The 21,523-nt window shown below is 66.4% G+C and carries 18 protein-coding genes; 15 read left to right on the top strand and 3 right to left on the bottom strand.

Annotated elements, in window-relative coordinates:
* The first annotated feature begins 1 nt into the window (after nt 1).
* Genes HW466_RS03580 through HW466_RS03515 form a run of 14 tightly spaced genes read left to right on the top strand, consistent with a single transcriptional unit; the run spans nt 2 to nt 14,881 of the window.
* Nucleotides 2-637, top strand: coding sequence for a COG4648 family protein (locus HW466_RS03580; protein ID WP_151005028.1), 636 nt, complete (start codon nt 2-4; stop codon nt 635-637).
* Complete coding sequence (locus tag HW466_RS03575; RefSeq protein ID WP_151005026.1) at nt 634-2,325, top strand: ApeI family dehydratase; 1,692 nt, start codon at nt 634-636, stop codon at nt 2,323-2,325. Before HW466_RS03580 ends, HW466_RS03575 begins: the two co-directional genes overlap by 4 nt.
* Complete coding sequence (locus tag HW466_RS03570) at nt 2,322-4,028, top strand: glycosyltransferase family 2 protein (protein ID WP_174905407.1); 1,707 nt, start codon at nt 2,322-2,324, stop codon at nt 4,026-4,028. Before HW466_RS03575 ends, HW466_RS03570 begins: the two co-directional genes overlap by 4 nt.
* Nucleotides 4,015-5,625: an HAL/PAL/TAL family ammonia-lyase gene (locus HW466_RS03565; RefSeq protein WP_151004116.1), complete on the top strand. Its 1,611-nt coding sequence runs from the start codon at nt 4,015-4,017 to the stop codon at nt 5,623-5,625. Before HW466_RS03570 ends, HW466_RS03565 begins: the two co-directional genes overlap by 14 nt.
* Nucleotides 5,622-6,050, top strand: coding sequence for an acyl-CoA thioesterase (locus HW466_RS03560; RefSeq protein WP_060346441.1), 429 nt, complete (start codon nt 5,622-5,624; stop codon nt 6,048-6,050). Before HW466_RS03565 ends, HW466_RS03560 begins: the two co-directional genes overlap by 4 nt.
* Nucleotides 6,041-6,709 carry a LolA family protein gene (locus tag HW466_RS03555; RefSeq protein ID WP_151004118.1) on the top strand — a complete coding sequence of 223 codons (669 nt, stop codon included), beginning with the start codon at nt 6,041-6,043 and terminating at the stop codon, nt 6,707-6,709. The genes HW466_RS03560 and HW466_RS03555 overlap by 10 nt, the downstream gene beginning before the upstream one ends.
* Entirely contained in the window at nt 6,709-9,120 is a 2,412-nt protein-coding gene (locus HW466_RS03550; protein WP_151004120.1) for an MMPL family transporter, read from the top strand. The genes HW466_RS03555 and HW466_RS03550 overlap by 1 nt, the downstream gene beginning before the upstream one ends.
* A complete protein-coding gene (locus tag HW466_RS03545) occupies nt 9,117-10,304 on the top strand; it encodes a beta-ketoacyl-[acyl-carrier-protein] synthase family protein (RefSeq protein ID WP_060127268.1) in 1,188 nt (395 codons plus the stop codon). Before HW466_RS03550 ends, HW466_RS03545 begins: the two co-directional genes overlap by 4 nt.
* Before the next feature lies 1 nt (nt 10,305).
* Nucleotides 10,306-10,809, top strand: a complete 504-nt coding sequence (locus HW466_RS03540) for a hotdog family protein (protein ID WP_059507287.1) — start codon at nt 10,306-10,308, stop codon at nt 10,807-10,809.
* Nucleotides 10,806-11,531: a 3-ketoacyl-ACP reductase FabG2 gene (locus tag HW466_RS03535; RefSeq protein ID WP_059507288.1), complete on the top strand. Its 726-nt coding sequence runs from the start codon at nt 10,806-10,808 to the stop codon at nt 11,529-11,531. Before HW466_RS03540 ends, HW466_RS03535 begins: the two co-directional genes overlap by 4 nt.
* Complete coding sequence (locus HW466_RS03530) at nt 11,531-12,760, top strand: beta-ketoacyl-ACP synthase (RefSeq protein WP_151004122.1); 1,230 nt, start codon at nt 11,531-11,533, stop codon at nt 12,758-12,760. The genes HW466_RS03535 and HW466_RS03530 overlap by 1 nt, the downstream gene beginning before the upstream one ends.
* Nucleotides 12,757-13,977: a beta-ketoacyl synthase N-terminal-like domain-containing protein gene (locus HW466_RS03525; RefSeq protein ID WP_151004124.1), complete on the top strand. Its 1,221-nt coding sequence runs from the start codon at nt 12,757-12,759 to the stop codon at nt 13,975-13,977. Before HW466_RS03530 ends, HW466_RS03525 begins: the two co-directional genes overlap by 4 nt.
* 32 nt (nt 13,978-14,009) lie before the next feature.
* Nucleotides 14,010-14,435, top strand: coding sequence for a signal peptidase (locus HW466_RS03520; RefSeq protein ID WP_151004126.1), 426 nt, complete (start codon nt 14,010-14,012; stop codon nt 14,433-14,435).
* A gap of 47 nt (nt 14,436-14,482) precedes the next feature.
* Nucleotides 14,483-14,881: a hypothetical protein gene (locus tag HW466_RS03515; protein ID WP_059541405.1), complete on the top strand. Its 399-nt coding sequence runs from the start codon at nt 14,483-14,485 to the stop codon at nt 14,879-14,881.
* Nucleotides 14,882-14,920: 39 nt separating this feature from the next.
* Here the strand turns inward: HW466_RS03515 and HW466_RS03510 are convergent, their stop codons facing one another.
* Nucleotides 14,921-15,640 (bottom strand): class I SAM-dependent methyltransferase, encoded by a 720-nt coding sequence (locus HW466_RS03510; protein ID WP_151004128.1) that lies wholly within the window; start codon nt 15,638-15,640, stop codon nt 14,921-14,923.
* A 110-nt stretch (nt 15,641-15,750) separates the two neighbouring features.
* Between HW466_RS03510 and HW466_RS03505 the strand changes: the two genes are divergently transcribed.
* Nucleotides 15,751-16,998, top strand: a complete 1,248-nt coding sequence (locus tag HW466_RS03505; RefSeq protein ID WP_151004130.1) for an NAD(P)/FAD-dependent oxidoreductase — start codon at nt 15,751-15,753, stop codon at nt 16,996-16,998.
* A 192-nt stretch (nt 16,999-17,190) separates the two neighbouring features.
* Here HW466_RS03505 and HW466_RS03500 read toward each other — a convergent pair whose 3' ends face one another.
* Nucleotides 17,191-19,392 carry a glycoside hydrolase family 3 C-terminal domain-containing protein gene (locus HW466_RS03500; RefSeq protein ID WP_151004132.1) on the bottom strand — a complete coding sequence of 734 codons (2,202 nt, stop codon included), beginning with the start codon at nt 19,390-19,392 and terminating at the stop codon, nt 17,191-17,193.
* 499 nt (nt 19,393-19,891) lie between these two features.
* Nucleotides 19,892-21,151 (bottom strand): oligosaccharide flippase family protein, encoded by a 1,260-nt coding sequence (locus HW466_RS03495; protein WP_151004134.1) that lies wholly within the window; start codon nt 21,149-21,151, stop codon nt 19,892-19,894.
* Between the last annotated feature and the right edge of the window lie 372 nt (nt 21,152-21,523).

Raw genomic sequence — 21,523 nt, 5'->3', positions numbered from 1 at the left:
GATGGCGTTGACGGGCATGCGGGCTACTACCGGCACGGTCCTGCCGCGCTGGGCAAGCGTCGCGGCGAGAGCGACGCTGACCCTGGCCTATCCGCTCGTCATCCTGTTCGCGTGGCAGAGCATGTCGCCGCGTTACGTCGGCTGCCTGCTGGTTGCGTTGCTCTGGCTGAAGCGCACGGTCGGCAAGGGTACGCTGGCGAAGGCGCTTAAACGCCTCACGACGCTCGACTGGGGCGTGGCGGGCGCATTGACGGTGTTGTCGGCCGCGATTGCCGTGACCAATAGCGAACGCCTTCTTCACCTCTACCCGGCATGCGTGAGTGTCGGCTTGTTGGTCGCGTTCGGCGCGACGCTGCGGCACGGTCCGACCATGATCGAAAAATTCGCACGACTGACCTATCCCGAACCGAGTCCGGAAATCATCCGGTACACGCGGCGCGTCACACAGGTGTGGTGCGCATTCTTCATTGCAAACGGCGGCTTCTCGGTCTATACGGCGCTGTACTGGAGCCCTGCGGGATGGGCGCTTTACAACGGGTTGATCGCGTATGTGCTGATCGGCGCGTTGGTTGCAGGCGAGTGGCTGTGGCGCCGGTTCTTCATTGCGGCCGCGCATGAACGGACGGGTGTCGCATGATCGCGCTGCACGAGATGCTGTGTGCCGAAGCGGATAGTGGCGCGGCGGTCTGTCGCGATGGCGCCGAGGTGCTGACGCTGGGCGATCTGCGCGCGCGTGCCGGCGCGATTGCGCGCGTGGTGAAGGCGAGCGGCGCGCGACGGGTCGCGATTTGCACGGACGATCCGTATGAATTCGCGTGTGCATTGTTCGCGGTCGCGGCGGCGCACGGCGAAGTCGTGATTCCCGCCAGCAGCGCGCCCGGCTATCTCGCTGAGCTGGCGCATGCATACGACCTTGTGCTGGATGCGCCGGCATTGGCCGCGTGCGGGCACGACTCCGACGTCGGAACTGCAATCTCCAACTGCCCGATCGACGCTGCCGCAGCGGTGACGCTCTACACGTCGGGCAGCAGCGGCGCCGCGAAGCCGGTGCGAAAGTCGCTTGCGCAGCTCGATGCCGAAGTGGGCACGTTGCAGCGCGAATGGGGCGACCGCACCGGCGCGGCAGTGACGCTGTCGAGCGTACCGCACCATCACATCTACGGACTCCTTTTCAGAATCCTTTGGCCGCTGGCGGCGGGCCGTGCGTTCGACCGGTCACCGGTGCTTGAACCGCTGCAGCTGCAGCAGCGTCTGGCCGAATACGGTGGCGGTGTCGTGGTCTCCACGCCGTCGCAACTGATGCGCTGGCCGGCGTTGCCAGGTTTTCCCATGCGGGCGCCCATGCCATGCGCGTTCTTCTCGTCGGGCGGCCCGTTGCCGGCCGATGCGGCCATGGCCTATTCGGACGCGTTCGGTGCCGCGCCAATCGAGATATTCGGCAGTACGGAGACGGGCGGCATCGCGTGGCGCCGCCAGGACATCGCGCACGCGTGGCAGCCGCTGACCGGCGTCGACGTGCGCTGCGACGACGATGGCGTGCTGTGCGTTCGCTCGGCCCATCTCGGCCATGATCGATGGCACCGCACCGACGACACCGCACGATTCGACGCACACGGTCGCTTCGCACTCGCCGGCCGACGCGATCGCGTCGTCAAGCTGGACGGCAAGCGCGTGTCGCTGCCGGAACTCGAGGCGCGGATACTCGCGCACGCATACGTCGAGCAGGCGGCGGCCGTGGTGGTCGACGGCACGACGCGTGCGCACGTCGGCGTCGTGGCGGTATTGAGCGCGGCGGGACGTGATGCGCTGGCGGCGGATGGCCGGGTTGCGGTTGCCACGACGTTGCGGCACGCGCTCGGTGAATACTTCGACGCGGCCGCATTGCCGCGCTACTGGCGGTTCCTGCATGCGATGCCGTTCGATGCGCGCGGCAAGTTGCCCGCCGCCGCGCTGGCGGCCGCCTTCACCGCCACGCCGGAGGGCTTCGAACTGCTCGCTTCGTGGCGTAGCGACGAAGCGTTGCATTACGAATTGCGCGTGCCGCCCACGCTTGCGCATTTCGACGGACATTTTCCGGGGCTGCCGATCCTGCCCGGCGTCGTGCAAATCGACTGGGCCGCGCGCCTGGCCGGCCGCGAGCTGCCGACCGTGCGCGACATCCGTTGCGTCGAACACCTGAAGTTCAAGGCACCGGTGCCGCCGGGCGCGGTGCTCTCGCTGCGTATCGCGCATGACCCCGTACGCGGACGCACGCGCTTCGCGTTCCGCCGCGGCGAGCGGGAATGCACGTCGGGTGTTCTGGTCCATGGCATGGCGGCCAGATGAGCGATACCTGCATCGTCATTCCGATCTACAACCATCGCGACGCAATCGGCGGCACGCTGGCACGCCTTGCCGTGCACGGCCTGCCGATCCTGGTGATCGACGACGGCAGCGACGAGCCGACGCAACATGTGCTGGCCACGCTGGCGGCGCGCTACGCGGGCGTCGTGACGCTGCTGCGATTGCCCGTCAACGGCGGAAAGGGCGCGGCGGTCATGGAAGGTTTGCGCGCCGCGCGTGCGCGGGGCTATCGGCACGCGATCCAGATCGATGCCGATGGTCAGCACGACGCGGCCGATGTGCCGAAGTTCGTGGCCGCCGCGCAGGCCGAGCCGGACGCCGTGATCCTCGGCCGGCCGCGTTTCGACGATAGCGTGCCGAAGGCGCGCCTGTACGGCCGTTACCTTACGCATGCATGGGTATGGATCGAAACGCTGTCGCTGGACATTCCCGATGCGATGTGCGGGTTTCGTCTTTATCCGGTCGACGTCGTCTGCGAGCTGATCGACGCGGTATCGATGCCGACGCGGATGGCGTTCGACAGCGAAATCCTGGTCCGTCTTCACTGGCGCGGCCTGGCGTTCAGGACGATTCCGACGCGTGTGATCTACCCCGCCGACGGCGTGTCCCATTTCGATGTCTGGCGCGACAACGCGCGCATCAGCCTGAGCCACACGCGGCTCGTCGCCGGGATGCTCGTGCGCGCGCCGATGCTGCTCGCACGCCGTCTGGTCGGGCGGCGCGGCGTGTCGCCCGCCGGCCGCACGCGCGCGTGGTGGCGCGTGCCGGAGCGCGGCAGCCGGATCGGCATGGCATTGCTCGCGCTCAGCTGCCGTTTGTTCGGCAAGGGCTTCACGTCGTTCTGGCTGCATCCCGTCGTCGGATATTTCGTGCTGACGAATCGCACGGCGCGCACCGCGTCGCATGCGTATATCGCGCGCCTGCGCGATGCGCGAGCGGCGGCCGTGCCGAAGCCGGGATGGCGCAGTGCTTACCGGCACATGCTTGCCTTTGCGCAGGCAGGATTCGACAAGTTCGTCGCGTGGTCCGGCCGTCTCGACGAGCTCGACGTGCGTTTCGACGATTCGTCCGCGTTCGATGCGCTCGCGGCGAGCGGGCGCGGCGCGCTCGTGATCGGCGCGCATCTGGGCAATCTGGAGATGACACGGGCACTGGCGCTGCGCGATGCACACACGAAGGTGACGGCGATCGTGTACACCGAGCATGCGAAGCGCTTTACCGGCGTGCTCGCCGCTGCGAATCCGGAATTCGGCAAGCAGCTCGTCGAGGTGTCGGACTTCGGACCGGATACGGCGATGATGATGCAGTCGCGCATCGACGCGGGAGAGTTGCTCGTGATCGTCGGCGACCGCGTGCCGCCGCATGATGCCGGTAAAACGGTCGACGCCCGCTTTCTCGATGCAACAGCGCCGTTCGCGCAGGGCCCGTATATCCTTGCCCACGCGCTCGGGTGCCCGGTCTACCTGTTCTTCTGCCTGAAGGAGGCGCGCGGCTACCGCCTCTATTTCGAGCCGTTCGCCGACCGGATCGAGCTGCCGCGTCGCGAGCGCGCCGAACACGTCGCGACGTGGGCGCAGCGCTATGCCGCGCGGCTCGAACACTATTGCCGCAAGGCTCCCTACCAATGGTTCAACTTCTTCGATTTCTGGGCGCGGCCCGGTGGAGGTCCGCGTGGCCGAGCATGACATGAACGACGTCGCGGCATGCATCGCCGCGAATCCGAACCGGCCGGCCGTCGTGGTCGGGGGCCGGCATCTGACGATCGAGGACGTCGTGGCGATCGCTCGCGACGGTGCGCCCGTCGCACTGAACGCGGGGCCCGAATGGCGCGCGCGGATCGAGCGCGGCGCAACCTGGCTGCGCGACTATCTCGCGAATGGCGGCACGCTGTATGGCGTCACCACCGGATATGGCGACGCCTGCGTGGTGGAGGTGCCGCCGTCGCTCGTCGAAGCGCTGCCGCTGCAGCTGACCCGCTATCACGGGTGCGGCATGGGTGACTGGTTCGATGCGACGCAAACGTTGTCCATCATCGTGGCACGGCTCAACTCGCTCGCCTTCGGCTACTCGGGCGTGCGGTTCACGCTGCTGGAACGGCTGGCCGACATGATGAATCACCGCATCCTGCCTCGCATTCCGTCGGAAGGCTCGGTCGGCGCGAGCGGCGACCTGACACCACTGTCCTACGTCGCCGCTGCGCTGGTCGGCGAGCGCACCGTCTTGTTCGACGGCAGCGAGCGGGACGCGCGCGAGGCATGGCATGCAATCGACCGCACGCCGCTGACGCTCGCGCCGAAGGAAGGGCTCGCGTTGATGAACGGCACGGCGGTCATGACGGGGCTGGCCTGTCTCGCGTTTGCGCGCGCCGACCACCTGACTCGGGTGGCGGCCCGCCTGACCGCATTGACCACCGTTGCGCTCGACGGCCGGGCCGGGCACTTCGATGCGCGGCTGTTCGACGCGAAACCGCACGCGGGACAAGCAGAGGCGGCGGCGTGGATACGCGCCGACCTGGCCGGGCGCGACGAATTGCCCGGACGCCGGCTGCAGGACCGCTATTCGGTGCGCTGCGCACCGCACGTGATCGGCGTGGCGCGCGACGCGTTGTCGTGGATGCGCCGCGATATCGAGAACGAGCTGAATAGTGCGAACGACAACCCGCTGATCGACCCGGACGAAGGGTGCGTACTGCACGGCGGCAATTTCTACGGCGGTCATATCGCGTTCGCGATGGATGCGCTCAAGACGGCGGTAGCCAACCTCGCGGACCTGATGGATCGCCAGCTCGCGCTGCTGGTCGACGACAAGTTCAGCAACGGACTGCCGCGCAATCTGACGGGCGCCGGCCCGGAGCGCGCCGCGATCAACCACGGGTTCAAGGCCGTGCAGATCTCGTCTTCCGCGTGGACGGCGGAGGCGCTGAAGCTGACGATGCCGGCGAGCGTGTTCTCCCGCTCGACGGAGTCGCACAATCAGGACAAGGTCAGCATGGGAACGATTGCCGCGCGCGATTGCCTGCGTGTTCTGACCTTGACCGAACAGGTCGCCGCGGCGCATGTGCTCGCGACCGTGCAGGCTACCCGGCTGCGACTTCGCGATGATCCGCGCACGCAGCTTTCGCCCGCGCTTCGTGCGTTTGTCGATGAGGTGGATCGTCAATCGCCGCTGGTGGTCGAGGACCGGCCGCTCGAAGCGGAGTTGCGCGCGTTGACCGCGCGCCTGGCCGCATGCGAGCCGATCGGCGGCTCGTACGGCGGAATCGGGCACGGGGAGGTGGCATGAGCGCATCTCGTTCACCGCTGACCGCGACAGCCCGTGTCGAGGTCCTGTTTCACGATGTCGATGCCATGAACGTCTGCTGGCACGGCCATTACTTGAAGTACTTCGAAAGTAGTCGCGCCGCGTTGCTGCGCATGATCGACTACGACTATCCGGCGATGCTGGCGTCGGGCTACATGTGGCCGGTGGTGGAGGCGCATCTGAAGTACGTTCGCCCGGCCCATTACAGTCAGCAGCTCGACGTACGCGCGACGCTGCTCGAATTCGAGAACCGGCTGAAGATCGGATACGAAATCGTCGACGCGGTGTCCGGCGAGCGCTTGACGAAGGGATATACGGTGCAACTGGCGGTCGATGCGACGACGCGCGAACTGCAGTTCGTGTCGCCGCCGGCCCTGATCGAAAAGGTGCACGCACGATGGGTCTGAATTCGCACTACCGACGGTTTGCGGCGGTGACGCTGGCCGCAGGCATCGCGCTCTCCGGCTGCGCGGCATTGGCCGCCCCGGCGCCGGTTGCGGCGTCTCGGCCGGCGAATGCCGCGCTCGTTTCCGAGGTTGCGGCGCGGCTCGCGCGGGTCGGCGCGATTCGCGCGGACTTTCGGCAGACTCAGACGCTGGCGGCGATGAAGCAGCCGCTTGTCAGCACTGGATCGATGTTGTTCGATCGCAGGTCGGGCGTCGTCTGGCGAGTCGAGACGCCTTACAAGGCCGCCTACGTGATCACCGATAACGGCGTGCGCGAGGTCGGCGCGGACGTGCACCTCGTTGCGCCCGGCGGTGGCGGTCGCGGGGTCGCGCAAGTGTCGCGCATGATGCGCGACATGCTCGGGGGCGACCTGTCGGCGCTGTACGCGCAATTCGACGTCGATGCGAGCGGAACGCCGGAACGGTGGAGGATGGTGTTGCGGCCGAATCAGCCGCAGCTCGCCCAGGCGGTCCGCGTGCTCGAAATGAGCGGCGGCACCTATCTCGGCCGGCTCGAGTTGACTTTCGCCAACGGCAATGTGACCGCGCTGGAGTTTGCCCGACCGACGCCGGTCGAGGGGCCTGCGCCGGTCGAGCGCGCGTGGCTGGAGGCGCGGTGATGGATGCGGCGCGTGATGTCGTCGACACATCGGGCGTGCGCGCGCGGCGGCGCGTGCTGTGTGGTGCATGGTTGCTCGTTGCGCTCGCGGCGGCCGCATACATCGTGTGGCGCTTCTCGAGCGGAGCCGCGCCGTTGCAGACGAACCTGCTCGCGTTGCTGCCGGCTACCGAGGCAAACCCGGTTGCCGAGCGAGCGGTCGACATGCTCGGTGATGCACTCGGCAACCGCACCGTCTACCTGGTGACCGATCCGGACGCCGCCCGTGCCAAGGCCGCCGCGAAAGCGTTTGCCGCGCGGCTCGACGCCAGCGGCGCATTTCGTTCGGTGACCGTCGAGGTACCGCCATTCGATCTCTCGGATATCTCGGCCACGTACATGCCGGCCCGCTTCGGTCTGCTGACCGACGCGGATCGCAGGTCGCTCGAGCAAGGCGGTGCCACACTCGACGAACGATTGATCCGGCGTCTCTATGCGCCGCCCGTCGACGGCTTGCAGACCGCCTTGGCCGACGACCCGTTCGGCTGGTTGCAGCACTGGCTCGGCGAGCTGCCGCTCGCGGCGTCCGGTCTGTCACTCGAGGACGGCATGCTGGTGTCGCATCGCGATGGTGCAACAGGCGTGCTCGTGATGACGTCGTTGCCGGGCTCGGCCTACGAGTCGAAGATCCAGCACGCCGTGCGTGTCGCGACGGCCGATGCGGAACATGCGCTCGCGACCGACTTCCGCGGCGTTCGCGTCGACCGCGCTGGCGCGGTATTTCATGCGGAAGCCGCGCGTGCCAGCGCCGAGCGGGACGTACACGTGATCGGCGCGGTATCGCTGGCCGGCATCGCGCTACTGCTCATGAGCGTATTTCGCTCGCCGCGCCTGCTCGTGCTCGCGTTTGCGTCGACTGCATTCGGCATCGTATGCGCGCTGGCGGCAACGTTGCTCGTATTCGGCAAGCTGCACCTGCTGACGCTGGTGTTCGGTGTGAGCCTGATCGGCGAAGCCGTCGATTATTCGATCCAGTATTTCGTCGTGTACCTGTCCGCGGGGCGGCAATGGGACGCGCGTCGCGGTGCGGCGGCGGTCAGGCCCGCACTCGTGGTGGCACTGGCGACCAGTCTGCTCGGCTACGCGATCCTGATGTGGGTGCCGTTCCCCGCGCTCAAGCAGATCGCGTGCTTTGCGATCGTCGGGATCCTCAGTGCATTCGCGGCCGTCACCGGCTTTTTGCCGCTCATGCTGACGCAGGCGCCACGGCGCGTGCCGTCCGGCGTTTTCTCGTGTGCTGCCCGCTTGCTGAGCGGATGGCAATCGCTGCTGGCCGGCCGGCGCGGGCTGATCGCTGCCATGCTGGTTGCGCTGGTCGCGATCCCGGGGTGGGCTGTGTTGAAGAGCGACGACGACATTCATCTGCTGATCCAGCGCGATGCGGACCTCGCGCGACAGGAAAGCAATATCCGCGCGGCGGTCGGGCTGGCGAACACGGCACAGTTCTTCGTCGTTCAGGGCACGACGCCTGAAGAGGTGCTCGAGCGTTCGGAGGCGCTGATCGGGGCGCTCGATCAGCAGCGGGTCGGTCGTGTTCAGTCGATCACGACGTTCGTGCCTTCGGCGAAGCAGCAGGCGCACAACCGTGCCGTGCTCGGCGCGCACGTGTTTGGCGACGCCGCCGCACTGCGCGGCACGCTGACGCGCGCGGGCTTCCGCGACGAGGTTGTCGACGCGTGGATCGACGCGTATTCCCGCAACGCCTCGGCGACGTTGTCCGTCGACACGTGGCTGGCCGCACACTGGTCGGCGCCGTTCCGGCATCTGTGGCTCGGGCGAATCGAGGGCGGCGCCGGTCCCGTCGATGTGGCGCTCGCGATTCCCGAGCGGGTCGACGCGACGAACGCCGAGACTTTCGCGGCCCTCGCGCGCACGCTGCCGGGCGTATCGTGGGTCGACAAGGCATCGAGTGTGTCGCGCCTGTTCGGCGCCTATCGGATCGACAGCGGCCTGTGGCTGGCTGGCGCACTCGTCGTGGTCGCCGCACTGCTGATGTGGCGCTACGGTGTGCGCGGCGGCATCGCGACGACGTTGCCCGTCGTGTTCGCCATCGCGTTGACGCTTGCGGCGTTCGGCTACGCACGGGTGCCGCTTACGCTGTTCAACTGGCTCGCGCTGATGCTGGTACTCGGCGTGGGTGCCAATTATGCGGTGTTCCTCCGCGAGGGCTGCATCCGGGACAGATCCGGCCTCGGCGCCGTGTGGACCGGCGTGCTGCTGTCGGCGGCCACGACGTTGCTGTCGTTCGGGATGCTCGGCGCGAGCGCGATGCCCGCGCTGCGCAGCTTCGGTACGACGCTCGCGATGGGCATCGTGTTTTCCGTGCTGTTCGCGCCGCTTGCGACGCCGTCCACGAAGGAGTGTCGCGCATGAATTCGCAATTGGCGCCGGTTTATCTGTCGGCACCGGGAATGATCAACGCGCTTGGCGCGACCACCGACGAGATCGTCGACGCATTGCGCGCCGGCATCTCGCCTGGCATGCAGCCGCGCACCGATGTTCCGGCCGGCGGCTGGGTCGGGCGCGTGCGATCGACACTCGACGTTGCGCCGCCCGAATCCCTTGCGCATTTCGATTGCAGGAACAATCGCCTGCTGCTTGCGGCGCTGGCGCAGATTGGATCGTTCGTCGACGCGGCGATCGCGCGTTACGGCCCGCGCCGGGTCGGCGTGGTGATCGGCACGAGTACGTCAGGAATCCAGGCGGCAGAGCAGGCGTTCGCACAGCGTGCCGCAACGGGTGCGATGCCCGCCGCCTTCGACTACAGGCAGATGGAAATCGGCACGGCGGCGCCGTTCGTGCGCGCGGTGCTGGGTGTGGGCGGGCCGGCGTACACGTTGTCGACGGCATGCACGTCGAGCGCGAAGGCATTTGCAGCCGCGCGTCGTCTGTTGCAGTTGAGGCTGTGCGACGCAGTCGTTGTCGGCGGAGCGGATTCGCTGTGCGAGCTCACCTTGCAAGGCTTCGCGTCGCTCGAATCGGTCAGCCCGGCGCGGACCAATCCGATGAGCCGGAACCGGAGCGGCATCAATATCGGCGAAGGCGCGGCGCTGTTCGTGATGTGCCGCGATGAAGCCGCGGTCAGGCTGGCCGGCGTCGGCGAGTCGAGCGACGCGCATCACATCTCGGCACCGGACCCGGCGGGATACGGCGCGGAGGACGCGCTGCGCGGCGCGCTCGCGGACGCCGGTGTGGATTCGTCCGCGATCGGCTATGTGAACCTGCACGCGACGGCGACCCGCCTGAACGACGAAATGGAAGCGAAGGTGACGGCGAGGGTGTTTCCGCACGGGGTTCCGGCGAGCGGGACCAAGCCGCTGACGGGGCACATGCTTGGCGCGGCTGGCGCGACCGAGCTCGGATTCGGCTGGCTGACGCTGGCCCGCGGGATCCCGCTGCCGACACACGTGTGGGACGGCGAACACGATCCGGCGTTGCCGCGGCTCGATCTCGTCCACGGCGAACGCCGCCTCGCGGGCGGTGCGTCAGGACGCTATGTAATGAGCAATTCGTTCGCCTTCGGCGGCAGCAATGCCAGCCTGATTCTGGGAGCCTGACATGCATGCCGGACCATTGATCGACGCGCTGCACGGCGGCGCGGACATTCCGGTCGGAAATGTGCCGGACGTATTGCCGCATCGCGGCACGATGCTGCTGCTCGATGCGATCGAGCGCTGCTCGGAAACCGGCATCGAGGTGCGTGCGACCGTGCGCCCCGATGCGTGGTATGCCGACGGCAGCGGGGCGATGCCGGCGTGGATCGGCATCGAGCTGATGGCGCAGGCGATCGCCGCGCACGTCGGCCTGCTTGCCGCGCATGCGGGCGGCCGCGCGAAGCCGGGCGTGCTGCTCGGCGCCAACCGTTATGTCGCGCATCGCGCGACGTTCGGCGCCGACACGGTTCTGCGCATCGTCGCGCGGGAACTGTTGCGTGGCGACGAAGGGCACGGCGCATACGAATGCGCGATTCATGCCGAAGGCCATTGTTGCGCGGAAGCCGTCGTCAAGGTGTACCAACCGAACGATTTCCAATCTTTTATCGAAGGGAGCTTCAATTCATGACTCGGCGAGTTCTCGTGACAGGAGCGAGCCGCGGCATCGGCCGCGCCGTGGCACTGCGCGTGGCGTCGGACGGCTTCGCCGTAACGGTTCATTGCCGCACCGGACGCGAGGCTGCGGAGGCGGTCGCCGCGACGATTCGCGCGCAGGGCGGCACGGCCAGCGTGCTGCAGTTCGACGTGCGCGACCGCGCCGCGTGCCGGCGCGAGCTGGAGGCCGACGTCGAGGCGAACGGCGCGTACTACGGGATCGTCTGCAATGCAGGCGTGACGCGGGATGGTGCATTTCCGGCGTTGTCGGAAGAGGACTGGGACGTCGTGATCGAAACCGGGCTGGACGGGTTCTACAACATCGTTCATCCGCTGACGATGCCGATGGTGCGGCTGCGCAGTGGCGGCCGCATCGTGACGATCGCGTCCGTGTCGGGCGTGACGGGCAATCGCGGTCAGGTCAACTACAGCGCCGCGAAGGCCGGTCTGATCGGCGCGACCAAGGCGCTGGCGGTCGAGCTGGCATCGCGAAAGATCACGGTCAATTGCGTTGCTCCCGGGCTGGTCGACACCGGCATGCTCGACGACGTGCCGCTGGAGCACGCGTTGAAAGCGGTGCCGATGGGCCGCGTTGGCCAACCCGACGAAGTCGCGGCGGTCGTCGGCTTCCTGATGTCGGATGCGGCGACCTACGTCACCCGGCAAGTCATCGGCGTCAATGGCGGGATGGTGTGATGAAGCGAGTGGTCGTGACGGGGATGGGCGGGGTGACCGCCTTCGGTCAAAGCTGGCCGGAAATCGAGGCGCGCTTGCGCGACGGGCGCAATGCGGTCCGGCGCATGCCGGAATGGGACTGCTACGAAGCGCTGCATACGCGGCTTGCGTGCCCGTTGCCGGGCTTCGAGGTGCCGGGCACGTATCCGCGCAAGAAGACGCGCTCGATGGGGCCGGTTTCGATGTACGCGGTGCGCGCGAGCGAGCTCGCGCTCGCGGATGCGCGGCTGACCGACGATCCGTCGATCCGGGACGGCCGGATGGGCGTTGCGTACGGATCGTCGTCGGGATCGGTCGACCCGATCCGCGCATTCGGCACGATGATCGAGACGGGCTCGATGCGGGACGTCACATCGAACAGTTACGTGCAGATGATGCCGCACACGACGGCGGTCAACGTCAGCCTGTTCTGGGATCTGAAAGGCCGGATCGTGCCGACGTCGTCCGCCTGCGCGTCCGGCAGCCAGGCGATCGGCTATGCGTACGAGGCGATCGCGACGGGCAAGCAGACGCTGATGCTGGCCGGCGGTGCGGAAGAATTGTCGGGTCCGGCGGTGGCGGTGTTCGATACGTTGTACGCGACCAGCACGCGCAACGACGACGCGAACCTCACGCCGCGCCCGTTCGATGTCGATCGTGACGGCCTGGTGGTCGGCGAAGGCGCGGCGACGCTCGTGCTCGAGGAATACGAGCACGCGATCGCACGCGGCGCGACGATCCACGCGGAGATCGTCGGTTTCGGCAGCAATTCCGACGGCGCGCACATCACGCAACCGACGGCCGAGACGATGGCGGTCGCCATGCGTCTGTCGCTGGACGATGCGGGGCTCGATGCCGGTGCAATCGGCTACGTCAACGCGCACGGCACTTCGACCGATCGAGGCGATGTGGCGGAAAGTCATGCGACGGCGTCCGTGTTCGGCGAGCGTATGCCGATCAGTTCGCTGAAGAGCTATGTGGGCCACACGCTCGGCGCATGCGGCGCGCTCGAGGCGTGGTGGACGATCGAGATGATGAAACGCAACTGGTATGCGCCGACGCTCAATCTCGACACGGTCGATCCGGCTTGCGCATCGCTCGACTACATCATCGGCGACGCGCGCCGGATCGATGCGGAGTTCGTGATGAGCAACAACTTCGCATTCGGCGGGATCAACACGTCGTTGATCTTCCGGCGAGCTGCCCCGTGACGGCGCGCGTCGTCGTCACGGGACTCGGTATCGTGTCGTGTCTCGGTAATTCGCTAGACGAAGTATCGGCGGCGCTGCGCGCCGGTCGCTCGGGTGTGAGCCGCGTGAACGCTTGGCGCGAGCGCGGTTTTCGCAGCCAGGTCGCAGGGGTGGCATCGGTCGCCTCGGCTGCGCGGTTCTCGCGCAAGCACGAACGATTCATGGGCGACACGGCGCGCTTTGCCGCGCATGCCGCCGCCTCGGCGCTCGACGACGCGGGCCTCGATGCCGCGGTACTTCGTTCGCCGCGCGCGGGCGCGATCGTCGGGTCGGGAATCGGTTCGATGGCCGATTACGACGATGCGATGGCGATTGCGCAACATCGCGGCATCGACAAGACACCACCCTATGTCGTCCCGAAGGCGATGAGCAGCACGGCGTCGGCGTGCGTTGCGCAGTTGTTCGGCATCGAGGGCGTGTCGTACTCGCCATCGTCCGCATGCACGAGCTCGGCGCTCGCGATAGGCCAGGCGACGCAATTGATCCGGTCCGGCTGCCAGGACATCGTGCTGGCGGGCGGAAGCGAGGCACTGCACGACAACATGACGTTGATGTTCGACGCGATGGGCGCGTTGTCCAGCAGTTTCAACGATACGCCGGACAGCGCGTCGCGCCCGTATGCGCTTGGCCGCGACGGCTTCGTGATCGCATCCGGCGCAGGCATTCTCGTGCTCGAATCGCTCGAGCACGCGCGTGCGCGTGGCGCGCGCGTTTACGCGGAAGTCGCCGGGTTCGGTCAATGCACGGACAGCGCCGGCATGGCGACGCCTCACGCGCACGGGATCGCGCGGGCAATGCGTGGCGCGCTGGACGGCGGCGGACGACACCCGGACTACGTCAATACGCACGCGCCGTCGACACCGCTTGGCGACATCGAGGAGCTGAAGGCGCTCGTCGACGTATTCCGTGGCGATGTGCCGGCGTTTTCGTCGACGAAAGGCATGACGGGGCATCCGCTCGGCGCAAGCGGGGCGCACGAAGCGATTTATACGATCCTGATGATGCGCGACGGGTTCGTTGCGGGCACGGCAGTCGGCAACGAGGCTGATCCCGCAATCGACGGCATGCCGCTCGTGCGCGACGCGCGTGAAGGGGCAATCGAGCGCGCGCTGTCGATTTCGTTCGGATTCGGCGGCAGCTGTGCAAGTCTGTTGTTGGACGCCTGGAAGGGCGATTGATGTGAACCTACTGAGCTGAGAGGACGATAACAATGAAGCACAAAGGACATCTGGCCGGCATGTTGGTCGCGGCGTCATTGCTGACGGGGTGCGGCACCGTGGTCCGTTCGCTGCCTCTGCCCGCAGCGGCAACGGCATCGGATACGAGCGGCGTCGCGGTCTATTTCGGTGCGCAGCCGCATCCGGATATCAAGACCACCATTGGTCCGCGTTCGGAATCGGTGCGTGTCCAGCGCGGGACTCAACCCGAGCAGCAAACGTGCGATCAGGCGTTGGCAGAAGCGCTGAACCGTCTTCGCGTCTACGCGAAGAATCATGGCGGGAATGCGGTCATCAACGTGACGACGCGTTTTCACGAGAAGCGCTCGAATTCGACGAGCGAATATACGTGCGGCGTGAGCGGCAGTGCCGGTGCGATCGCCGTCTCGGGTGACGTCGTGCAGCTGAACGCGCAATAACGGGAGTCCACGTGAAATATCGCATTGCAGTTGCGCTGTTTGGCGTGATGTTCGCGGCTTCGGCTGCACACGCACGGGACACGATCAACGATTATCCGATCGAGAGCGCATTGAAGAGTGAGCCGGGCAAGCTCGATGACGGCGTCGCGCTCTATTTCGGCGATCAGGCGCATCCGCGCGTCATCAAGTCGTACGGCTCGTTCGCAACCAACAAGAAGACCAATTCGTTCGGCAAGAGCGACGAGGCAGCGTGCCAGCACGTATTCCTGTCGGCCGTGATCGAGCTTCAGGCACGCGCGCGCAAGGAGGGCGGCAATGCCGTCATCGGCATCAAGAGCAATTACCGCAACGTGTTGCGATCCAGCGCGACCGAGTTCACGTGCGGTGCCGGGGCGGTCATGGCAGGGGCAGCACTGACTGGCGAAGTGGTGACGTTGAAGCAGTAACCGGGCTGGAAGAGGCCGCCGGACGGCGGCCTTGTTCGCTCACGCAGGTTTGCGTGCGGCGACGTTGACGAGCGTCTCGCGGCGGCGGCCGGGCTTCGGCGCATACAGGCCGATGCGCTCGAGCAGGCCGAAGTCTTTCGCACGGCTCCACCACAGGTAGGGAAACGACACGTTGCGGGCTTCGAATGCAAATCCGGCGTGGCGGAGCATCGCAAGGTAGCCGTCTGCGCTTTTCTGAACTTCCATCGGGTGACGGAACAGCAGCCGGATCACCCAGGACTTGATGTAGGCATCGGTCGATTCGGCGAACAGCAGCAACCCGCCGGGTTTCAGCACGCGGCGAAAATCGGCCAGCGCATGCTCCTGGTCGACGAGGTGGTGGAAGGTCTGATGGCAGAACACGATGTCGACGCTCGAATCGGGGAGCGGAATCTGCGTGCAGTCGGCGTGATGGAGTTCGACGGGCGTTGCGCAGCGATGCGCCTCTTCCGACGCATGCTCGAGCGAGTCGTCGTGGCAATCGATACCGATGATCTTGCCGGGCGAGAACGCTTCGCTCAGCAGGCGGAACGACTTGCCCTGTCCGCAGCCTGCATCGAGGATGACGGGCGCCGTCGGCAGCGGCGCCGCGACAAGCCGCTTCAGATCGTCGATGGCCACCCTGAGCACGTGATGTTCCCAGGTATGCGTGCGAAGAAACCAGATGCCGAATCGGGTTTCGGGAACATAAGCGGGAGCGCGCGTGCGGTAGGACGTCATGGGTCTCTCGGCGGAATCTTGGATTTGTTGAGCGCCTATTGTAGTTTGCAACGTCAAATCGTGGTGTGAGAAACGTAAGATATCCAATCAATCGAAGTGAATTGGCAAGCATGAGTGAAATGAAATCGAATTCGATCGACGTCGCGATCATCGGCGCAGGGCCGTCCGGTGCCGTCGCGGCCGCGCTGCTGCGCAAGGCCGGGCGCTCGGTGCTGGTGCTCGAACGCCAGCATTTTCCGCGCTTCTCGATCGGAGAAAGCCTGTTGCCCCAGAGCATGCGGTATCTCGAAGAAGCGGGCATGCTGCGGGCTGTCGTCGAGGCCGGCTTCCAGTTCAAGAACGGCGCGTATTTCGTCTATCGCGACAGGATGTCGTCGTTCGATTTCCGCGAAAAATTTTCCGAGGGCTGGGGAACGGCCTACCAGGTCGAACGCGCTGCGTTCGACGATCTGCTGATCCGCTGCGCAGCCGAGCAGGGCGCGGACGTTCGATTCGGTCATACCGTGCGTGCTTTCGAGCCTGGCGATACGCCGCGGCTCGATGTCGTCGACGAAGCCGGTCACGAATATTCCGTTCAAGCGTCGTTCGTACTCGATGCGAGCGGGTTCGGCCGCGTGTTGCCGCGCCTGCTGGGACTCGAGGCGCCGACCGGCCTGCCGACGCGCGCGGCGATCTTTTCGCACGTCGAAGATAACCTGCCGGCCGGCTCGACCGATCGCGACAAGATCTGCATCGCCGTTCATCCGGAGCGACGCGATGTGTGGTTCTGGATGATCCCGCTGACGAACGGGCGTTCGTCGGTCGGATGCGTGGCCGATGCCGCATTCCTGGACGTGCCGGAAGCGCAGCAGGAATCGCGGTTGCGCGAATTGCTGCAGAGTGAGCCGACACTGTCGCGGCTTGTCGGCAGCAAGCCGTTCGTGATGCCGGTGCGTCGCATCTCGGGCTATGCGTCGAATGTCGCGTCCCTGCACGGCCGCGGCTATGCGCTGCTTGGTAACGCGGGCGAATTCCTCGATCCGATCTTCTCGTCGGGCGTGACGATCGCGCTGCGGTCGGCCCATCTGGCGGTTGCCGTGCTCGAACGGCAGTTGCGCGGCGAGGCCGTCGATTGGGCGACCGATTACGACGTCGCGTTGCGCAAGGGCATCGACACGTTCCGCGCTTTCGTCGAGCGCTGGTATTCAGGGTCGCTGCAGGACATCGTGTTTCATGAAGACAAGGCATCCGACGTGAAGCGGATGGTGTGCTCGATCCTCGCCGGCTACGCGTGGGACGAGTCGAATCCGTTCGTGCGGGAACCGGCGCGCGGCCTCGACGTGCTCGCCGAGTTCTGCCGTTCCGGCGGCCTCGGTTGATTCGCGTCAGCCGCAGGGGCGGTGCCGGCCGGCCCGGACGTCGTGAGACGTCCGGGTTCCCGTTTCATCCGTCACGGGACCATGCGGCCACGGCCGACCACCCGCTGCATCGTTCGTCGCGGCAACCGTAGCCGCGCGAGCCAAGTGCCGAGGAATGCGCCGTCCGACGCCCGGCTTCGCCGGGCTGTCCGCTCAACTGCCTTGCAGCCGGATATCGCGCGACGATGCACCCACATACACCGTCCCGCCCGGCACGAACTTCCAGCCATTGCGCGAGGTGTCCCACACGCTCTGCATCCGCGGCGACACGGTCACGCGCACGTGCCGGGCCTCGCCCGGATTCAGCCGGATTTTTTCCCAGCCGACCAACCGCTTCGGCGGTTCGTCCTTGTACGGCACGCCGAGATAAACCTGCGGCGTTTCCGCGCCGGCGACGCGCCCATCATTGCGCACGGTAAATGCGACGCTCAGCGAGCCGTCCCGTTGCCGCGACACCGACAGGCCCGAATACGCGAAGTGCGTGTACGACAGCCCGTAGCCGAATTCGAACATCGGCTTGATGTTGCGCGCGTCGTACCAGCGATAGCCCATGTTCAGCTTCTCCGCGTAGACCGGATCGTTCTCGAACGTACCGTTCTGCCCCCATGCCGGTGAATCCTGGTCGCGCGCCGGGAACGTGACGGGCAGTTTGCCGGACGGATTGACCGCGCCGAACAGCACGTTCGCGATGGCCTTGCCGCCGGCCTCGCCCGGATACCAAGCCTCGACGATCGCCGACACGTTGTCCTTCCACGGCATCAGCACCGGATTGCCGCTCTGCACGACGACGATCGTGTGCGGATTCGCACGCGCGACCGCTTCGACGAGCGCGTCCTGATTCGACGGATTCGCGAGGCTCAGGCTTTGCAGATCACCGAAATCCTCGCCGGCCGGCTGCGCGACCACGACGATCGCGACGTCCGAGCGGCCCGCGAGCGCGGCGGCCTGATCGATTTCCTGCTGCGTGTACGCGCGGAACGGCGACTGCTGGTCGCTGTTGCCGGCGAACGTCACCTGCGCTGCCGGCGCGAGCGCGCGGATCGCCGCGACGATCGGCACGTCGACCTTGAGCCACGGATTGCGCCACCAGCTGCAACCCGTCGACGACCCGAAGGTCAGCCCGCCGCAGCCTGCGAACGAACCGGTGACGGGATCGCGCGTATTGCCCGAGCCGCCGCCGGACAGCACGGCCGCATCGGCGTGGCCGCCGATCACGGCGATGCGCGACAACGCCGCTGCCGCCAGCGGCAACTGGTTGCCGTCGTTCTTCAGCAGAACGATCGACTGCTCCGCGACGCCCTGTGCGAACCGGTTCGCCGCCGCGAAATCGATCGAGCCGCCACCCTTGGCCGGATCGTCCATCACGCCGACGCGAATCATCACGGCCAGCTTGCGGCGCACCATGCCGTCGAGGCGCGCGGTCGACACCGAGCCGTTCGCGATTGCCTGCTTGACGGCGGCTGGCGTCAGATACACGGTCGGCCCGACGTCCTCTTCCTCGTCGAGCCCGGCATTGATCGCTGCAGCGGTGCTGTGCGCCGCGCCCCAGTCGGATTGCACCTGGCCCTGGAAGCCCCATTCATTCTTCAGCACGTCGTTCAGCAGATGATTGTTCTCGCATGCATACGTGCCGTTCAGCCGGTTGTAGCTGCACATCACGCTGCCGGGCTGCCCGCGTTTCGCGGCGATCTCGAACGGCAGCAGGTAGAGTTCGCGCAACGTGCGCTCGTCGATCTGCGTGTTGCCGCCCATCCGGCCATGTTCCTGCTCGTTGCCGGCATAGTGCTTGATGGTCGCGATGACCTTCTGCCGCTGCGTGGCGAGCGTGCGCTCCGCGAGCAGGTCGCCGGCCAGCAGCGGGTCCTCGCCGAGATACTCGAACAGCCGGCCGCCGCGCGGCTCGCGCGCGAGGTTGGTCCCGCCGCCGAGACCCATGCCGAATCCTTGTGCGCGCAACTGGATCGCGACCTGCTTGCCATAGTCGTACGACAGGCGGCGATCCCAGCTCGCGGCAACGGCAATCGTCGCGGGGAAGGTCGTGCTCGCCTGCGACGTGCTGCCGGAGCCGGTCGCGGAGTCGACCATGTTGAGATCGGGAATGCCGAGCCGCGGCACGCCCTGGATGTAGCCGGCACCGCCGCCCGGCACTTTTGACATTTCGTATTGCGAATGAATGAACTGCAATTTCTCGTCGAGCGTCATCTTGCGCACGAGGAGATCGGCGCGCCGTTGCGCGGCCGACGATGCGAACGTGTCGGTGGCGTCGCCCTGCGAATTGAAGTCGGCGTTGCCTGCATAGGCGGTGGTGCAGAGGGCCGCTGCCAGCACGGCGGCCGGCCAGAGTGTGTCCCGCATGTTGCTCTCCATGATCGTATTGCCGGTTGTTCGGATGATGTCTGGAGCTGCGCGCGGCCGGTGGATTCGCACCGGACGCATTCGGCTGGCGATGCAGGGTGATTGCGCGTCGGCATGCCAGACCAGGCGGGGAATCGTTACGGCCGGTTGGGCCCGATCGAACAACGCGGACGGCGACGCGGACCGCCCGACACTGCCGAATCGGATGTAGCGATTCTCTGCAGTGGCCAATCGTACGAATGTAGTTTGACTACAGCATCGGTGTTTCTACCGATACATACGATCTTTTTTCGATGCGATTGCGTCGCGCGGGAAAAAGACGGTAAGCGGTTCTGATTGTGCGTGTGCAGCAGGGTAAGAAGTACCTGCGCGCGAGCGCTCGGACGGGAGGGAGGCGCAGACGTGCGTGCTTGCGCGAGGCGGCTCGTTGCGCGCGCATCGAACGCGATGCCGTCGGATTCCGGCTGCCTCCGGGGAAACCGGAGGGGCGTGAACGGGCCTAGCCGCGCCGAGCGACGGGACTGCCGGGAAGCGGAATCCCGGCGCGATAGACGACGGTCGCGAGCGCCGCTGCGACCGCAGCCTCGGCCGTGAGCACGGCGGCTGCGGCACCCAGTTCGGCGAAGTACTTCGCGAGCACGGGCACGAGCACGATGTTCAGAATGCCCGATGACATGAGCACCCGCGTGAATTCCGATTTCATCCCGAGCGGAAGCATCGTCTGCACACCGAATAGATCGGTCATCCCGGCCATGAATGGAATGAACGCCATCCAGCGCAACACCTGGACCGTCGGTTCGTATGAAGGGCCGTACAGGATGCGCACGGCGAGCGGCGCGCCGAAGAAGATCGCGAGCGAGATGCCGAGCACCATCGCGACCTGCACGACGAACAGCTTGCGCAGGAACGAGAATGCGTCGTTTCGCGCATGCCGCATCAGGTAGCTGATGCGTGGATAGGTGGCGGCCTTCAGCGGCTGGAGCATGCTGAGTGCCGCGCGGATCAGCTTGTCGCCGGCGGCGAAATAGCCGGCCGCGACGTTGCCCGACACGAAGCCGAGCAGCACGGTGTTGGTCGACGCATAGAACGCAATCGACGTCGACGCGAGGAACACCTGCCAGCCGCCTTTCAGCGATTCGGCGATGTCGGCGAAACCGACGCGAACGAAGTCGATTTCGCGCTGCGCATACAGATAGACGCCGAGCACGAGTGCGGACAGCGTCGGGACGGCGGCGTTGACGATCATCGCACGGTCGATATCGGCCGGACTGTGCACGAGCGCGAACATCGCCGGCAGGCTCAGGATGCGACCGACGAACAGGATCACGCTCAGCGCGCGCAGCTTCTCCATGCCCTGGAAATACCAGCCCGGCGTGAAAGCCACGCCGGCCACCATCCCGAAGCCGATCAGCAGCAGGTCGCGGTCCTCGCCGAAGCGGCCGACCAGCATGATCAGTCCGACCAGCACGATGAAGCAGATCACCGCGATGCCGATCTGCGCATACAGCGTCGCCCAGAAGATGCGGGAGCGTTCGGCGCGATCGTCGCGGGCGAGCGCGATGCGTGGCGTGGCGGTCAGGTCGAAGCTGTAGCTCGTGCAGTTGGTGAGGTACGCGATGACCGCAAGCGAGAACGCGAGCTGCCCGTAGCCCTCCGGGCCCAGCGCGTGCGTGAGCAGCGGTGCGATCAGCAGCGGTACCGCATACATCGAAATCTGCAGCGTCAGCAGCAGCAGGAAATTCTTCTTGAGGTTTGACATTCGCTTGGTCGGCGCCGTGGGTGTCGCTGGGCGGCGTGCGGGCCGCGGTGCGCTTGCGCAGCCGGTCGGCGCTGACCCGGCTGCATGGCTTCGCGGCCCGTTCCGGCAGGCACCGGTCTCGCCCGGCGGAGCCGGACACGGCCACATCGTATGGCGGTCATGATACGGGCCGGGCAGGGGGACAGTGTTCGCGAGCCTACCTTTCGCGGATTCGGTACACAGCCGCGGCTCGAATCGGGACAGCAGGTGCCTCGTTGTATCGCGGTAGTGATGAATGCATTTGTAAGCTGGCGCACCGAAGAACGCTCGGACCGAGTGCTTTAATCGAACGACTGTTTTGGTTCGCGGCGAAACGGCCTGATGACGACTCGG

Origin of the sequence: Burkholderia territorii (assembly GCF_902833055.1) — a bacterium.
Classification (GTDB): Bacteria; Pseudomonadota; Gammaproteobacteria; order Burkholderiales; family Burkholderiaceae; genus Burkholderia; species Burkholderia territorii.
Note: the sequence above shows the minus strand (reverse complement) of the source record. Positions and strands in the feature narration are given on the sequence as shown.

Bases quoted from the DNA above. Each gene is read 5' to 3' on its own strand.
- HW466_RS03580 (WP_151005028.1), top strand. From the start codon at position 2: ATGGCGTTGACGGGCATGCGGGCTACTACCGGCACGGTCCTGCCGCGC.
- HW466_RS03575 (WP_151005026.1), top strand. From the start codon at position 634: ATGATCGCGCTGCACGAGATGCTGTGTGCCGAAGCGGATAGTGGCGCG.
- HW466_RS03570 (WP_174905407.1), top strand. From the start codon at position 2,322: ATGAGCGATACCTGCATCGTCATTCCGATCTACAACCATCGCGACGCA.
- HW466_RS03560 (WP_060346441.1), top strand. From the start codon at position 5,622: ATGAGCGCATCTCGTTCACCGCTGACCGCGACAGCCCGTGTCGAGGTC.
- HW466_RS03555 (WP_151004118.1), top strand. From the start codon at position 6,041: ATGGGTCTGAATTCGCACTACCGACGGTTTGCGGCGGTGACGCTGGCC.
- HW466_RS03550 (WP_151004120.1), top strand. From the start codon at position 6,709: ATGGATGCGGCGCGTGATGTCGTCGACACATCGGGCGTGCGCGCGCGG.
- HW466_RS03545 (WP_060127268.1), top strand. From the start codon at position 9,117: ATGAATTCGCAATTGGCGCCGGTTTATCTGTCGGCACCGGGAATGATC.
- HW466_RS03540 (WP_059507287.1), top strand. From the start codon at position 10,306: ATGCATGCCGGACCATTGATCGACGCGCTGCACGGCGGCGCGGACATT.
- HW466_RS03535 (WP_059507288.1), top strand. From the start codon at position 10,806: ATGACTCGGCGAGTTCTCGTGACAGGAGCGAGCCGCGGCATCGGCCGC.
- HW466_RS03530 (WP_151004122.1), top strand. From the start codon at position 11,531: ATGAAGCGAGTGGTCGTGACGGGGATGGGCGGGGTGACCGCCTTCGGT.
- HW466_RS03520 (WP_151004126.1), top strand. From the start codon at position 14,010: ATGAAGCACAAAGGACATCTGGCCGGCATGTTGGTCGCGGCGTCATTG.
- HW466_RS03515 (WP_059541405.1), top strand. From the start codon at position 14,483: ATGTTCGCGGCTTCGGCTGCACACGCACGGGACACGATCAACGATTAT.
- HW466_RS03510 (WP_151004128.1), bottom strand. From the start codon at position 15,640: ATGACGTCCTACCGCACGCGCGCTCCCGCTTATGTTCCCGAAACCCGA.
- HW466_RS03505 (WP_151004130.1), top strand. From the start codon at position 15,751: ATGAGTGAAATGAAATCGAATTCGATCGACGTCGCGATCATCGGCGCA.
- HW466_RS03500 (WP_151004132.1), bottom strand. From the start codon at position 19,392: ATGCGGGACACACTCTGGCCGGCCGCCGTGCTGGCAGCGGCCCTCTGC.
- HW466_RS03495 (WP_151004134.1), bottom strand. From the start codon at position 21,151: ATGTCAAACCTCAAGAAGAATTTCCTGCTGCTGCTGACGCTGCAGATT.